Source organism: Kutzneria sp. NPDC051319, from assembly GCF_040682195.1.
GTDB lineage: Bacteria > Actinomycetota > Actinomycetes > Mycobacteriales > Pseudonocardiaceae > Kutzneria.
In genome coordinates this window covers 234750-249132 of sequence record NZ_JBFBAM010000003.1, presented here as the reverse complement: position 1 = coordinate 249132, position 14383 = coordinate 234750, and the positions used below count along the sequence as shown (strand labels likewise).

At 70.6% G+C, this 14383-nt stretch carries 15 protein-coding genes and 1 tRNA gene; 7 read left to right on the top strand and 9 right to left on the bottom strand.

What is annotated here, in order from left to right:
• Window positions 1–115 precede the first annotated feature (115 nt).
• From AB0M73_RS04690 to AB0M73_RS04680, 3 genes are read left to right on the top strand one after another with little or no spacing between them, the layout of a single operon-like run.
• The gene (locus AB0M73_RS04690; protein WP_363886780.1) at window positions 116–847 is read left to right on the top strand and encodes a (Fe-S)-binding protein; all 732 of its coding nucleotides are present in this window, start codon (window positions 116–118) and stop codon (window positions 845–847) included.
• Window positions 829–2250, top strand: a complete 1422-nt coding sequence (locus AB0M73_RS04685; protein ID WP_363886778.1) for a LutB/LldF family L-lactate oxidation iron-sulfur protein — start codon at window positions 829–831, stop codon at window positions 2248–2250. Before AB0M73_RS04690 ends, AB0M73_RS04685 begins: the two co-directional genes overlap by 19 nt.
• On the top strand, window positions 2243–2860 hold the full coding sequence (locus tag AB0M73_RS04680; protein ID WP_363886775.1) for a lactate utilization protein C: 618 nt from the start codon (window positions 2243–2245) through the stop codon (window positions 2858–2860). Before AB0M73_RS04685 ends, AB0M73_RS04680 begins: the two co-directional genes overlap by 8 nt.
• On the opposite strand, the gene AB0M73_RS04675 is transcribed toward AB0M73_RS04680, so the two are convergent.
• From AB0M73_RS04675 to AB0M73_RS04665, 3 genes are all read right to left on the bottom strand, one after another.
• Window positions 2853–3716, bottom strand: a complete 864-nt coding sequence (locus AB0M73_RS04675; protein ID WP_363886772.1) for a DNA-formamidopyrimidine glycosylase family protein — start codon at window positions 3714–3716, stop codon at window positions 2853–2855. The two genes, AB0M73_RS04680 and AB0M73_RS04675, sit on opposite strands and share 8 nt — an antisense overlap.
• Before the next feature lie 3 nt (window positions 3717–3719).
• Entirely contained in the window at window positions 3720–4157 is a 438-nt protein-coding gene (locus AB0M73_RS04670; protein WP_043720376.1) for a hypothetical protein, read from the bottom strand.
• Window positions 4158–4279: 122 nt separating this feature from the next.
• Window positions 4280–5764 (bottom strand): sigma-70 family RNA polymerase sigma factor, encoded by a 1485-nt coding sequence (locus AB0M73_RS04665; RefSeq protein ID WP_363886767.1) that lies wholly within the window; start codon window positions 5762–5764, stop codon window positions 4280–4282.
• Between the two features lie 240 nt (window positions 5765–6004).
• Between AB0M73_RS04665 and AB0M73_RS04660 the strand changes: the two genes are divergently transcribed.
• Window positions 6005–6391 (top strand): hypothetical protein, encoded by a 387-nt coding sequence (locus tag AB0M73_RS04660; RefSeq protein WP_363886765.1) that lies wholly within the window; start codon window positions 6005–6007, stop codon window positions 6389–6391.
• Between the two features lie 44 nt (window positions 6392–6435).
• Window positions 6436–6508: transfer RNA gene (locus tag AB0M73_RS04655), tRNA-Gly, on the top strand.
• A gap of 211 nt (window positions 6509–6719) precedes the next feature.
• Here AB0M73_RS04655 and AB0M73_RS04650 read toward each other — a convergent pair.
• From AB0M73_RS04650 to AB0M73_RS04625, 6 genes are all read right to left on the bottom strand, one after another.
• Window positions 6720–7058 carry a hypothetical protein gene (locus tag AB0M73_RS04650; protein ID WP_363886762.1) on the bottom strand — a complete coding sequence of 113 codons (339 nt, stop codon included), beginning with the start codon at window positions 7056–7058 and terminating at the stop codon, window positions 6720–6722.
• 48 nt (window positions 7059–7106) lie between these two features.
• Entirely contained in the window at window positions 7107–8696 is a 1590-nt protein-coding gene (locus AB0M73_RS04645) for a glycosyl hydrolase family 18 protein (protein ID WP_363886760.1), read from the bottom strand.
• Between the two features lie 151 nt (window positions 8697–8847).
• Entirely contained in the window at window positions 8848–9717 is an 870-nt protein-coding gene (locus tag AB0M73_RS04640) for an alpha/beta hydrolase (protein WP_363886757.1), read from the bottom strand.
• Between the two features lie 146 nt (window positions 9718–9863).
• Window positions 9864–10496, bottom strand: a complete 633-nt coding sequence (locus AB0M73_RS04635; RefSeq protein WP_363886900.1) for a zinc ribbon domain-containing protein — start codon at window positions 10494–10496, stop codon at window positions 9864–9866.
• Window positions 10497–10615: 119 nt separating this feature from the next.
• A complete protein-coding gene (locus AB0M73_RS04630; RefSeq protein ID WP_363886755.1) occupies window positions 10616–10999 on the bottom strand; it encodes a type II toxin-antitoxin system death-on-curing family toxin in 384 nt (127 codons plus the stop codon).
• On the bottom strand, window positions 10996–11202 hold the full coding sequence (locus AB0M73_RS04625) for a hypothetical protein (protein WP_363886752.1): 207 nt from the start codon (window positions 11200–11202) through the stop codon (window positions 10996–10998). The genes AB0M73_RS04630 and AB0M73_RS04625 overlap by 4 nt, the downstream gene beginning before the upstream one ends.
• Window positions 11203–11362: 160 nt before the next feature.
• Between AB0M73_RS04625 and AB0M73_RS04620 the strand changes: the two genes are divergently transcribed.
• Window positions 11363–12568, top strand: a complete 1206-nt coding sequence (locus AB0M73_RS04620; protein ID WP_363886751.1) for a hypothetical protein — start codon at window positions 11363–11365, stop codon at window positions 12566–12568.
• A 25-nt stretch (window positions 12569–12593) separates the two neighbouring features.
• The gene (locus AB0M73_RS04615; protein WP_363886749.1) at window positions 12594–14288 is read left to right on the top strand and encodes a hypothetical protein; all 1695 of its coding nucleotides are present in this window, start codon (window positions 12594–12596) and stop codon (window positions 14286–14288) included.
• The last annotated feature ends 95 nt before the right edge of the window (window positions 14289–14383 follow it).

Here is a 14383-nt window from a genome sequence, read left to right as displayed (position 1 = left end):
CGAACAGGGCCGATGGGCAAGCTCTCGTCAGGCTGACGGCCGGGTGTATCGGTGAACGGTCCACTACCGGCAGCGACGAGTAGACATCCGATGAATCACCAGGCAGGGTGGTCGCGTGCCAGCTCCACGTGTAGGCCTGTTCGCCACCTGCCTGACCGACACGTTCTATCCGTCGACGGCCCGCGCGGTGGTCCGGCTGCTGGAGCGACTCGGCTGCGACGTCGACTTCCCGATGGACCAAACCTGTTGCGGCCAGATGCACTACAACACCGGCTACCGCGAAGAGGCGCGCTCGCTGGCGTCGAAGTACGCCGGCGTGTTCGCCGGCTACGACGCGATCGTGGCGCCGTCCGGGTCGTGCGGCGGCATGGTGCGGGAGATCCATCCCGAGCTGCACGGGTCATCCGATGCCTTCGCCCGCACGTACGAGTTGTCGGAATTCCTCGTCGACGTGCTCGGCGTGACGGATGTCGGCGCCTACTTCCCACATCGAGTGACCTATCACCCCACCTGCCACTCGCTGCGGATGCTGGGCGTCGGGGACAAGCCGCTGCAGCTGCTGCGCTCCGTGCGGGGCCTGGACCTGGTGGAACTGCCGGAGGCGGAAACGTGCTGCGGCTTCGGCGGCACCTTCGCCGTGAAGAACGCCGACACCTCGACGGCCATGCTCGGCGACAAGATGCGCTGCGTGCTCAACACCGGCGCCGAAGTGCTGTGCGCCGGCGACAACTCGTGCCTGATGCACATCGGCGGCGGCCTGTCCCGGCTGCGCACCGGCGTGCGGACCGTCCACCTGGCGGAAATCCTGGCCAGCACCGAGGAGGAGCCGTGGGCAGCAACCCCGTGACCTGGCTGGGCAGCCCGGTTTTCCCCAAGGCCGCGAAGGCCGCGCTGGCCGACACCCAGCTGCGCCGCAACCTGCGCAAGGCCACCCACACCATCCGGGACAAGCGCGCCAAGGCCGTGGCCGAACTGCCCGACTGGGAACAGCTTCGGCGGGCCGGCGAGGCGATCAAGGACGACGTTCTGTCCAATTTGGACACTTATCTGGAACGGATCGAGGCCGCCGTCACGGCCCGCGGCGGGATCGTGCACTGGGCGAGGGATGCCCGTGAGGCCAACGAAATCGTGCTGCGGCTGGCCCGCGAGGCCGGCACCGACGAGGTGGTCAAGGTCAAGTCCATGGCCACCGCCGAGATCGGGCTCAACGAGGCACTGGAGGCCGGCGGCATCCGGGCCGTGGAGACCGACCTCGCCGAGCTGATCGTCCAGCTGGGCAAGGACCGGCCGTCGCACATCCTGGTGCCGGCCATTCATCGGAACCGTTCGGAGATCAAGGAGATCTTCCAGCGGGAGATGGCCGAGAAGCCCGTCTCCGACGAGCCGCGCGACCTGGCCGAGGCCGCCCGGCGGCACCTGCGGCGCAAGTTCCTGTCGGCCCGCGTGGCCGTGTCGGGGGCGAACTTCGGCGTCGCCGACACCGGCTCGATCGTGGTGGTGGAGTCCGAGGGCAACGGGCGGATGTGCCTGACCCTGCCGGAAGTGCTGATCACCGTGATGGGCATCGAGAAACTGGTGCCGACCTGGCAGGACCTCGAGGTGTTCCTGCAGCTGCTGCCCCGGTCCTCGACCGCGGAGCGGATGAACCCGTACACCTCGGTCTGGACCGGCGTGACGCCCGGCGACGGCCCGCAGCAGTTCCACCTGGTGCTGCTGGACAACGGCCGCACCGACGCGCTGGCCGACCGGGTCGGGCGGCAGGCGCTGCGCTGCATCCGGTGCTCGGCCTGCCTCAACGTCTGCCCGGTGTACGAGCGGACCGGCGGGCAGGCCTACGGCTCGGTGTATCCCGGGCCGATCGGCGCGATCCTGTCGCCGCAGCTGGTCAACGACATGCACGACAAGCAGGCGGCGTCGCTGCCGTACGCGTCCTCGCTGTGCGGCGCCTGCTACGAGGTGTGCCCGGTGCGGATCAACATCCCCGAGGTGCTGGTGCACCTGCGGGCCGAGGCCGTCGAGGCCAAGGGCCGCACCCCGGAGTCGGTCGGCATGGCCGCCCTGGGCTGGATCTTCAACGACGCGCGCCGGTACGAGAACGCCCAGAAGGTCGGTTCGCTGGCCCGGCACCTGGCACCGTCCGGGCGGATCACCAGCCTGCCGTGGCCCGGCTCGAAGTGGACGTCCGCCCGTGACGTGCCGACGCCGCCGGCCGAGTCGTTCCGGACGTGGTGGAGGAAAAACCGTGGCTGACACTCGTGCGGTGGTTCTCGGCCGCATCCGCCGCGCCCTGGCGGACCGGCCCTCGGTCGAGGCGATCCCCCGCGACTACGACGTGAGCCGGCCCCTCGGCGACCTGGTGGAACTGGCGGCCGAGCGGATCGCCGACTACCGCGCCGAGGTGCACCGGGTGGCGTCGGCCGACGTGCCGGCGAAAATCGCTTCGTTGCTGGCGGCCCGGGGCGCGGCGCGAATGGTCGGACCTGTCGACCTGCCGTCGAGCTGGCGGGTTGACGGGGCGGAATGGCTCATCGACTCACCGTCACTGTCGATCGATCAATTGGACAGCGCCGACGGTGTCCTGACCGGCTGCGCGGTGGCCATCGCCGAGACCGGCACCCTCGTTCTGGACGGTGGCGAGGCCCAGGGCCGGCGGGCGCTGACCCTCGTGCCGGACTATCACCTGTGCGTGGTGCGGACCGACCAGATCGTCGGCATCGTGCCCGAGGCGCTGGCCCGGCTGGAGCCGACACGGCCGCTGACCTTCATCAGCGGACCCTCCGCGACCAGCGACATCGAGCTGGACCGGGTGGAAGGCGTGCACGGTCCGCGCACCCTGCACGTGATCATCGCCGCTACTTGATCAGCCTCGACAACCGGCGGTCGGCCAGGGGCTTGCCGCCGGTCTGGCAGGTCGGGCAGTACTGGAACGACTTGTCGGCGAAGGAGACCTCGCGGACGGTGTCGCCGCAGACCGGGCAGGGCAGGCCGGTGCGGGCGTGGACCCGCAGGCCGGAGCGCTTCTCGCCCTTCAGGGTGGCCGAGCCCTGCCCGACGGAGCGGGTGACGGCGTCGGTGAGCACGCTGTGCAACGCGGCGTGCAGGCGGTCCAGGGCGTTGGCGTCGAGCTTGCCGGCGGTGGCGTACGGCGAGAGCTGCGCGGTGTGCATGATCTCGTCGGAGTAGGCGTTGCCCACGCCGGCCAGCAGGGTCTGGTCGGTCAGGGCCGTCTTCAACCGCTCGGTGCGGCCCTTGAACAGGGCGGCGAGCGTGTCGCGGTCCAGCGACAGCGCGTCCGGGCCGAGGCGGGCGATGCTGGGCACCTCGGCCGGATCCTTGACGATCCACACGGCCAGGCCCTTCTTGGTGCCGGCCTCCGTGAGATCGAAGCCCGGCCCCTGTCCCGGCGGTCCGAGGTGCACACGCAGGGCCAGCGGCCCCTTGCCGGGCTTGGGCGGGGCGGCGGACAACGTGTTGGCCCAGCGCAGCCAGCCGGCGCGGGCCAGGTGCACGATCAGGTGCAGCCCGTCACAGTCCAGGTCCAGGTGCTTGCCGTGCCGACCCGCGCCGGTGACCTCGCGGCCGTGCAGGTCGGTCCAGGGCGGGCTGGCGGTCTTGAGCACCGACAGAGACGCCACGTCGACCCGCGCCACCGTGCGGCCGACAGCGTGCTCGCGCAGGTGGTGCGCGAGCGCTTCGACCTCCGGCAGTTCAGGCAAGTGCTAGTCCACTGGTTGCAGCGGCCCGTCCACGTTGGGCAGGGAGTACACCTCGATGTTACGCGCGACCTTGCTGGTCTCCTGGCGCACGTTGAACACGCCGCGCACGGTGCCGACCCAGCGCTCCGGCGGGTGTTCGTCCAGGTCACCCGGTGTCTCGGCGACGATCGTCCACGGGCGACGCAGCGCCCACCGGGCCGGGAAGAACAGGAACAGCAGCACCAGCGCGAGGATCAGCCACCCCGGCACGACCACACCCGTCGGCCGCCAGACCAGCAGCACGATGGTGAGGATGACCAGGATCGAGATCATGCCGATGCCTGGCCCGTGGCCGCCGGCCACGTCGTGCTCGAAGTCGTCGGCGCCATCCATGTTCGCCCACGACATGCGACCCCGCACGGTCCACATCCTGCCGTCGGCGCCACGCACCAACCGCGTCATCACCGCCTCCTCGCGATCGCGAACCGGTCACCGAAGCGTCTGTTCACGGTATCGCGGCGGGACTGGACCCGGCGGGTGAACCTGTGCACCCGGCAATTGTGACGGTTCGGAACCGTCCCCGCTCAGCGGGGCTTTCGCGACGTGGTCGGACCGGTCGCGGTGTCGGCCGGGGCGCTGGTCACGGCGGGTTTGGTCGTGGTGGTGGTCGGCGTGACCGGACCCGAGGACTGCGGCGGCTTCTTCGGCGCCGTGGTGGTGGACGGCGAGGTCTTGATCGGCGCGCTGGGGTCGGACGGGGTCGAGCTCTGCAGCGCGATCGTCGGCCCGTCTTCGGTGCTGCTGGCCACCGGGTCGTCCAGCACGCGGCCGCTGGTGTCGACTGGCGCGGTCGACGTGGCGCCGGCCTCGGTCGGGTCGGGGGCGCCGGTCTGCGACGGCGGCGCCAGCTGGCCGACCCCGTTGTGGTCGGGCCGCTTGCCGAAGAACGCCGTCTTCGCGCCCTCGGCCGCCTGGAACTTGCCGCCTGCGGGCTGGCCGCTGGCGAAGGTGCTGGTCGGGATGGGCGCCGTGCCGCTCTGGCCGTTGGCGGCGCTCGGCTGGCCCGGCGACGGCGCGCAGTAGGTCGAGACGATCTGGTGGTCGCTGGGGTTGGGCAGCGCCTCGTGCACGTGCGACAGCCACGGGCCGATGGCGATGCCGAAGACGCCGACGGCGGCAACGGAGCTGGCCGTCAGCGCGAGTTTGACGCGGGTCGCCAGCAAGGCGCCCTTGCCGGCCAGAGCCGCGCCGAAACCGCTCCCCGTAGCGGCGTGGGCGGCGAGCGCCGCTGTCGCGCCGAGGCCGACCGTCGGCACCAGCAGGCCGGCGTGCGCACGCAGCGCGGAGCACACCTCGCGCAGCTCGCCCTGCAACGTCTTGCACTGGGCACAGCCGCGCAGGTGCGCCTTGATCCGGCGGCCTTCGAGGCCCTTCACGGTGCCCGCGGTGTAGCCGCCGAGCTTCTCCCGCACGGACTGGCAGGCCGTCGCGCCGAGATCCTGGGTCAGGTGGGCCTGGAGGTAGGCCGCACGCAGGCCGTCACGGGCGCGTCGGGCCAGTGCCGCGGTGGCGTTGGCGCTCAGGCCGAAATGCGGCGCGACCACCGCCGGCCGCTCGCCTTCCACCTCGACCTGCCACAGGACCGTCCGCCAGCGCTCCGGCAGGCTGGTGAACGCCTGCGTGATCAGCGTGCTCTCGGCCAGCCGCGACGAGTTGTCCGCGTACGGCTCCGCCCGGCGGTCCAACTCCGCGTCCTCCACCGGCACGTCACGGCGGCGGGCGCTCCACTCCCACGACACCCGGCGGGCCACCGTCAGCAGGTAGGTCCGCACGTGGTCGGTCGGCCCATTGCCGCGGCGCACCGCCTGCAACACCCGGAAGAAGGCCTCCGCGGTGAGGTCGTCCGCCTCCGCCGCGTCCCGCACCTGCTGCATCGCGAACCGGCGGACGGCGTCCGCGTGCCGCGAGAACAGCTGGCCGAAGGCGCTGTCGTCACCGGCACGAAGTCTGTCGAGCAGGGCTTGGTCGTCATCGGCGCCCGCCGACATCGGGCGGCTGAACTCTGCCATCCCCGCCCCCTCCCCAGCCGACGCCACCGAGTGGGTGACGATAATCCCACGAACAGGTGTAACCAAACGTAACAGGATCAGGACAACCTGAGTCGTTCTTACAAGGTCGCCGACCGCCGTCGATACCGCCGATTGGCCTCAGCCAGCCGTAATAACGCCTGGTGTCGGACCGGTCACGGCTCGGCGTCAGCTGGTCACGGCCCGGTCCACGCGGCCGCCGGACTCCAGTAGCCTTCACCCGTGGTGGAATGGCGTGGAGAAGCGTCGGCGCGGTTCCCCGAACTGCGTCCCTACCTCGAACGCGACTCCTGGTCCTGCCACGTCTTCCTGTTCGAGGTGCTGCAACTCGCCCTCGAGGCCCACCGCGCCGGCGACGAGGAGCTGCTGGCGAGGTCGTACGGCTTCGCCCGCTGGTGCTTCGAACAGCCCGGCCGCTTCCTGTCCAACGCCGCCGTCGTCAGCTTCTACGAACACGTCTTCGACGACTGGGACCTCCGCCACGACGTCGCCCGCCGGCTGCCCACCGAGGTCATGGCCCAGGTCCGCCCGCTCTGGGAGTGGCGCCTGCCCGCCGACAAGTTAGCCGAGGTCGACCGGCTGCTGGGGGTAGCGGACCACCCCGCTTGAAAACCCCTCCCACCCATGGGATATGCTGTGCGCAGCACGGCGTTGCGGACGTAGCGCAGTTGGTAGCGCATCACCTTGCCAAGGTGAGGGTCGCGAGTTCGAGTCTCGTCGTCCGCTCGGGTCTGAGGGGCGTATATCCGCAGAAAGCGCGGATATACGCCCCTCGCCGTTGTTTTGGGGGGCCGAGCCCCCCAAGCCCCCCACGGACTGACTCAGGTGGTGCTGGGGGCGAACACGGTGGCGGGGTGTTGGCGGAGGGCCTCCGTCTCCTGGCCTTCTCCCGCTCAGGTCTCGGCGTTCGCCCCGTGCACTCAGTTCTTTTCTGTCTTCAGACTTCTATTCGGTACATGCCGAAGATCATGAAGGCGGTTTCGAAGCGGATGGCCAGGTCGCTGAAGCCGGAGCCCCAGACGCGGACGGAGAGGACCTCGGTGCCGGGGCTGGTGGCGAAGGCGATGGTGACGTCGGAGTCGCCCTCAAGGGGGAACTCGAACCAGCCGTCCCTGGCGGTCGAGTCGGACGTCATCAGGCCCAGGTCGACGTTGCGCCAGTCGCCGTCCTCCAGCTGCTGACCGGCGAACGTGCTGGCCACCTCCACGAAGGCCTTGGCGTTCTGGGCGAGGATCCAGCCCTCGGCGAGCAGCTCGCCCTTCATTCTGCTGATCACGGCCTCCAGGGGTGGGCCGGCGCCGCGGCCCACCCCTGGAGGGTGCCGTCAGCCGCCGAAGTACGAGGTGAAGTTGGTGGCGAACTCCCAGTTGTTGAACTTATCCCAGTTGATGGACCAGGTCATCAGGCCGCGAAGATCGGGATGGCGGCCGTGCACGGCGTAGCCGCCGCAGTTGGAGCCCTTGGTCAGGCAGTCCAGGGCCTGGTCGAGGGTGCCGGTGGGAATCCAGCCGTTGCCGGCGTTCTGGTTGGCCGGCACGCCGATGGCGACCTGGCCGGGGCTCAGCGCCGGGAACATCCGCGAGGTGTTGCCGGCCACCGGGAAACCGGTCAGCAGCATGTCGGTCATGGCGATGTGGAAATCGGCCCCGCCCATCTGGTGGTACTGGTTGTCCAGGCCCATGATCGGCCCGGAGTTGTAGTCCTGGACGGTGAGCAGCGTCAGCGAGTCCCGCAGCGCGTAGATGACGGGCAGGAAGGCGCCGGCCCGCGGGTCCTGGGCGTTGTTGGGGCCGGGGCCGTAGAACTGGTAGCCCAGCTGCACGAAGAAGGTCTCGGGGGCCATCGTCAGCACGAACTTCGCGCCGTAGCGGGCCTTCAGCTGCTTGAGCGCGGAGATCAGGTAAACCACGACCGGGGTGGTCGGGCTGCGGAAGTCCGAGTCGCCGGCCTGCAGGGACAGGGACTGGTTCTCGAAGTCGATGTCGACGCCGTCCAGGCCCCAGCGGTCGATGATGGCGCTGACCGAGGTGACGAAGTTGGTCGCCTGGGCGGCCGAGGTCAGCTTCACCTCGCCGGCGGCGCCGCCGATGGAGATGACCACCTTCTTGCCCTTGGCCTGCTGGGCCTTGATGCCGGCCAGGAAGTCGGCGTCGCTCTCCACGCCCGCGCACTCGCTGGCCGAGCAGCGGTTGAACACGACGTTGCCGTTGCCGGCGGAGTCGGCGAAGGCCAGGTCGATCACGGTCCACGCGGCCGGCACGCTGGCGATCGGCTCGTAGCCGGAGCCGTTGGCGAAGCTGGAGTGCAGGTAGCCGACGAGGGCGTGGGTCGGCAGGCCCGACGGCGGGGGCGTGGTCGGCCCGGTCGTGGTGGTTGTTGTTGTAGTGGTCGTCGTCGTTGTGGTGGTGGGCGGCGGCTGGTTGCCGGCGGGGCCGGTCAACGCCACGTCGTCCAGGTAGTAGGTGGGCTGCCCGTACCAGCCGTGCACGTAGATCGTGACGGTGGTGGTGGACGCGCCGGTGGTGAACGACGTGGACAGCTGCTGCCAGCCGGAGCTGGAGGTCCACGTCTGCGGATCGGTCGTGCCGGTGCCGGTGGCGCCGAGGTAGACGTAGCTGCCCTGGACCCAGGCGGTCAGCGTGTACTGGGAGTTCGGCTGCACGCTGATCTGCTGGCTGCACTGGGCGAAGTTCTGGCCGGCGGGTGTGCCGGCGGCGGCCCCGGAGCCGGAGTGGGTGGGCGAGGCGACCGCGGCGGCGGCCGAGCAGGTCCAGCCGGACAACCCGGACTCGAAGCCGGGATCGGCCGCCAGGTTGGCGGTGGCGCCGGTCGCGGGCTGGGCCACGATGGCCAGCGCGACCAGGGCGGTTGCGGTGAGACCGGCTAAAGCGTGAAGCAGGGATCTGCGGGTCATGCGTGCCTCCACAGGGTGCGATCCGCGGTGCCCGAAAGTGGACTAGACCACATTTTCCGTGTCAAGGTCTAGACCAAAACCGGTGGCATGCCGGGCGAAAACGCTGGTTGTGGAGGTCGGCCGGCGGCGCAGCGCCGCCGGCCGAGTCAGATCAGACGGCGCGAGCGGCGTTGTCGGCGATCGCGTCCACGACCTGCGGCCAGATCGCCTTGGGCAGGTCGTGGCCCATGCCGGGGATGAGCAGCAGCCGCGAGTCCGGGATCGCCGCCGCGGTGGCCTTGCCACCGGAGACGTTGAGCAGCGTGTCGACCTCGCCGTGGATGACCAGCGTCGGCACCTTCACCGAGCGCAGGCCCTCGGTGCGGTCGCCGGACGCCATGATCGCGGCCAGCTGGCGCACGAAGCCCAGCGGATTGCGGGCCCGCGCGAACGCGGCCTCGCCGCCGGCGCGGATGGTGTCCACGTCGACCGCGATACCGGTCGAGCCGATGACCTTGCTGGCCCGGACCGCGGCCTCGCCCGCCTCCGCGGCGGTCTGCGGCGGAGGGGCCTGCAGCGCGGCCGTCGCCTCCGGCGTGGAGTGGCCGACCGCCGGGTCACCGGTGGTGGACATGATCGAGCAGGCCGACAGCAGCCGGTCGCCGTGCTTGATCAGCAGCTCCTGGACGATCATGCCGCCCATCGACGCGCCGACCACGTGCGCCCGGTCGATGCCCAGCTCGGTCAGCAGCGCCGCGGCGTCGTCGGCCATGTCCCACAAGCGGTACGGCGCCGTCGACGGGTCGCCCGCCATCGCCGCGGCCACGTCGAACGGCGCGCCGTCGAAGGACTGCGAAAGGCCGCAGTCCCGGTTGTCGAACCGGATGACGTGGAAACCCTTGTCCACCAACAGCTGGCACAGTCGCACGTCCCAGGCGATCATCTGCGCGCCGAGGCCCATCACCAGCAGCAGGGCGGGGTTCGCGGGGTCGCCGAACGTGTCGTACTCCAACGAGATCCCGTTCGCGGTCAGTTGCGGCATCGAGTGTCCTGATCCCTTCACGCCGGAAGAACTTGCAGGCCAAGGATGGCCACAAAATCCAGTCTGCCATCAGCGGACCGGCAAGGGCCCGCGCGTCGACCGGCCTGGTCCGCTCGCGCCGCCGCTCGACCCGAAAGGGACCGTCGCTACAGCTTGCCGCCGCAGCCCGAGCAGAACACCGCGCCCACCTTGTTGGCCGTCGAACCGCAGCCGCCGCACCTCACTGGGACGGCCAGCGACGAGCCGCAGGCCGAGCAGAACTTGCCGCCGTCGACCTTCGTCCCGCAGCTCGGGCAGTTCAGCTTGGCGCGGGTGGCCACGTCGACGTCCGCGGTCCAGTCCTTCTCCCGGGCCTTCTCCCAGATCTGGTCGCGCTGCGCCGCCGACTGGGCGCGGGCCACCTCCTCGGCCACCGACGGCGAGCAGCGCAGGCACTGGCCGACCTCGTCGTTCCAGCACTGCTGCTTGCACATCCAGTCCGAACAGCCGCGGCACTGCGAGAAGCTCGGGCTGATCTCCTGGACCGCGGCGGTCATCGCCCGGTCCTTGGCCGGCGAGTTGGTGGCCCGGTCGTAGCGCCACTGCTCGGCGGAGCGGCTGATGTCCTCAGCGGCCCCGCCGAACAGCGACCCGACCACGCGCAGCAGGCCGCGGCCCATTTCCACCTTGTCCCGCAGGAACGCGGAGCGATAGCCGTTGCCACAGCGCTCACAGTGGAACTCGAACTGGTATCCCTCGGTATTCGAGAGATCGCGGACGTTGTCGGTGAACGGAACCATTCCAGGCACGAACGGACCTTAGCCGCCGACCGGCCCGTTCCACCCCTGCCGTTTCGGGCACAAGGGGCCGCAATCGGGGCAAGGGTTCTCACCCCTAGGTGCAGCCGGTGATCCCCCGGTCACGCGGCGCGTCGCGACCATTCCCGCAGCGTCGCCGCCACCGTATCCACATCGTCCGATTCGCCGGAAGCGGCCGCCAGCACGAATTCGACCGCCGCCTCCTCGTCCGGCTCGAAATCGAACCCGTTCAACGCCAGGAACACCCGGGCCCCGACCCACGCGAGTCGTTTGTTGCCGTCGATGAGCGGATGATTGCGCAGCACCGAATGCATCAGCGCGGCCGCCTTCTCGTGCAGATCCGGATACGCCTCGGCGCCGAACATCGTCGTCATCGGCCGGGCCGCCGCCGAGTCGATCAGGCCGGCGTCCCGGATCAGCGCCTTGCCGCCCATCGTGGCGTGCGCGATCGCCGTCAGATCCGCCGTCGTCAGGTACCTGGTCATGCCGTGCCCAGCCGATACACGATCGCCTCGTCCCGGACCAGCACCCGCTCGGCCAGCGCCATGACCTCCGCGTGCCGCCTCGCGTCCAGCGCTTCCGCGATCGCCGATGCCGCGAATTCCGCCTCCGTCGACCCGGCCGCCTTGGCCGCGGCGCGCAGTTCGACGTCCAGTTCCTCCGGCAGATGCACGGTCAGCGTGGTCATGACACGACCCTATCCACGGCTAACGATCCGACCCGCCGGATTTGTGTTCAAGGCGTGACGGCCGAAAGGCGGGTCGGGGTCGTTCCGTTCACTATGTTGTGACGAGCGGACACTCCTGGTAGCAAGGCCGGACACATGCCGCGGACCACGGAGGATGATCGTGACCTGGCAGGAGGAACTGCGCGCACTCGATGCCGAGCTGGCGGACAAGGGCATCACGCCCGCCGAATACCGGCGTCGGCGCGACAACCTGCTGGCGGCGGCGTCGGGCGGCTTCCCGCCGGCCGGACAGGTCGCGCCCCAGCGCCCCGCACCGGCCGAAACGCCGACTCAGACCGTCCAGCCGCCGGCGCCGCAGCCTGAGCAGCAGCCGCAGGCCCAACCGCAGGTCCAGCAGCCGACGAGCCAGCCGATCCCCCGGCAGGATCCCCCGAGCCAGCCGATTCCCCAGCAGCAGCCGCCCAGCCGACCGATTCCGCAGCAGGCGCCGCCGATGACACCGGCTCAGCCCTTCCCGGCCGGCCAGCCCTATCAGTCCATGACGCCGCAGTCCCCGCCGCCGTCCGGCCAGTTCGGCCGCGGTCCGGCGATCCAGCCCATGCCGTCCGCGCAGACCCCGCCGCCCGGCAACGCCGTGGTGCCGCCGTGGTCCGCCGTGACCGAGCTGCCGATGTACCAGCCGCTCGGCGACCAGCAGGCCCCCGCGCCCCAGTACGCTCCCCGCCCGCCCACGGACGAGGACGTCTTCACGACCCGTGCGACCCAGAAGAAGTCCCGGGCCGCGCTGCTCGTCGTGATCGTCGTGGTGCTCGTCCTGCTGCTGGCCGGCGGCTGGTGGTTCGGGGTCCGCCCGCAGATCGAGGCCGCCTCCCCGCCGCCCGTGCCCAAGGCCCTGCACCTCGAGGACCTGCCCCCGCTGCCCGGCTCCGCCCGCCTCGACCGCGCTGAGCTGTCCGTCTTCGAGGGCCAGAACCGCGGCCTGTTCGACGCCCGCGAGGGCGACTTCCTCCAGGCCGACAAGGTGAGCCAGGTCACCTTTACCGGATCGGCCGACGGCAAGCTCAACTACGTCGAGTTCGCCTTCGTCACCGACAGCACCGCCGCGGCCAAGAAAACCAGCTCCGACCTGCTGGAGTACCAGGACCTCGGCGGACTGCACCCGGTCGACGCCAGCGGCCTGCCCGGCCAGGTGAAGGTGGTCAAGCTGGTTACCGGCGACCAGGTCCAGTACCGCGCCATCTACGCTTCCGGGCTGAACGCGGTGATGGTGGCCGTCGCGCAGGCGCAGCCGGTCGACGAGGCCGCCGTCGCCAAGGCGCTGAACGAGGCCGTGGCCGCACTGTTGACGAAGGCGCCGGTGAGCTGAGCCGGCGAGGGGAACCGGAGCTCGGATGACCACCACAGAAATCCCGCGGTTGTCGGGCGACCTGTCAGACGAGCCTGCCCGTTCGCGCTGGAACTGGCCGGTCGCGCTGCTGGCCGTGCTGGCCGCCGTGCCGGTGGTCTCGATGATCGTCGAGGTGCTGCGCTCGCCCGGGCTCAACTTCCTCGACTACTGGTCGGTGCTCGGCCTGGCCAGCTATCCGAGCGGCCAGTTCCACCTGGCCGGCCTGTTCGTGCTCTACAACGGGCACCCGGTGGTCATCGCCGGCACGCTGTTCTGGCTGGACGCGAAGTTCCTCGGCGGCTCCAACCAGGCGCTCGGCCTGCTGGTCGTGGTCCTCAGCCTGGTCGTGGTCGCGGCCATGGCGTCCATGCTGCCGCGCCGGCTGGGCGCGGCGGTGCGCGCGGCCCTGGTCGCGGGCTTCGCCTTCCTCGTCTTCTCGCCGGGCAACCTGGAGAACTTCGGCGAGGGCATGAGCGGCACGCACTGGCTGTCGGGCCTGGCCCCGGCCATTGTGGCGATCGCGCTGGCCCACCGCGGCCGGACCGTGCCGGCGCTGATCCTCGGCGTCATCGCGTGCTTCGGTCACGGCGCGGCCTTCCCGGTGTGGGTGGCGCTGGCGCTGATCGCCTGGCTGCGCGGCGACCGGCGGTGGCAGGTCATCGCGCCCATCGTGATCGCGGTCCTCGGTGTGGTCGGCGCGGCGATCGCCTACACCACACTGCCGAACACCTCCTCCATCCCGACGGCGACCTTCGCCCTCGACCGGCTACTCGCGGTGACATCCGGCGTGCTCGGCGTGCTCTGGTCCACCCAGACCCCCGAGCTGGCTGTGCTCTTCGGCGTGATCAGCCTGATCGCGCTGGTGGTAGCGGTCGTGTTGGTGGCGTCGTCCCGGGTTCGTCGGTCGCCGGAGCCCGGCCCGGACGTCGAGTCGTCGGACAACGCCGGCTGGACCGGCCTGTCCGTGCACATCGTGCTGGTGGCGATCATGGTCGGCCTGTCCCGAGCCGGCGTCGCCGACAGCGTCGGCGAGTCCGGCCGGTACGCGATGATCAGCGGCCTCGCCGCCAGCGCCGTGCTGGCGATGGCTGTGCTCCTGTGGCGCCAGCTCGCCGTGGCGCCGGCCGTTGTCATCGCGGTGACGATCGGGCTGGTCACCTTCACCCTGGGCAGCGCGCAGGCCACCAACGTGCGCAACCAGTACCCGGGTCAGACGGTGCTGGCGGTCGCGATGCGGCTGGACGCCAAGAACACGATGGCGTCGCTGCGCGTGAAGGACAGCATCCTGCCGGCGGCCAAGGGCCTCGGCGCGTACCCGTTCACCAGCGACTTCACCCTCGGCTGCGGCGGCCCCGAACTCGGTGCCAAGCTGGACGTCTCCGCCGCGCCGCTGCTCACGCCCAACGGGACCAGCGGCGGCTACGTGGAGTCGGGCAAGGTGGTCGGCGACACCATGTTGTCCGGGTGGGCCGTGGTGGACGGCAGGAGTCCCGACTGTGTGCTGGTCGTGGACGACCAGAACAATGTGGTCGGCGGCGGTTACGTCGGCCTGCCGCGGCCGGACGTCGCCGCGGCGACGCACACCACCGCCACCGGCGCCGGCTGGCACGCCGTCGCCGCGGCGAACGCGACGAACCCGCAGGTCGTGGCCATGGCCGGGGGCAAAGCGTACCGCCTGCCGGTGGCCCCGAAGCAGTGAGCACGGAGGCCGGGTCACAACCCGATCTCTCAACGACCCAGTCGAGTACGGCGGCCGCGGGGCCTTCGGCACAATGGCCCCCAGACGCGAGACGT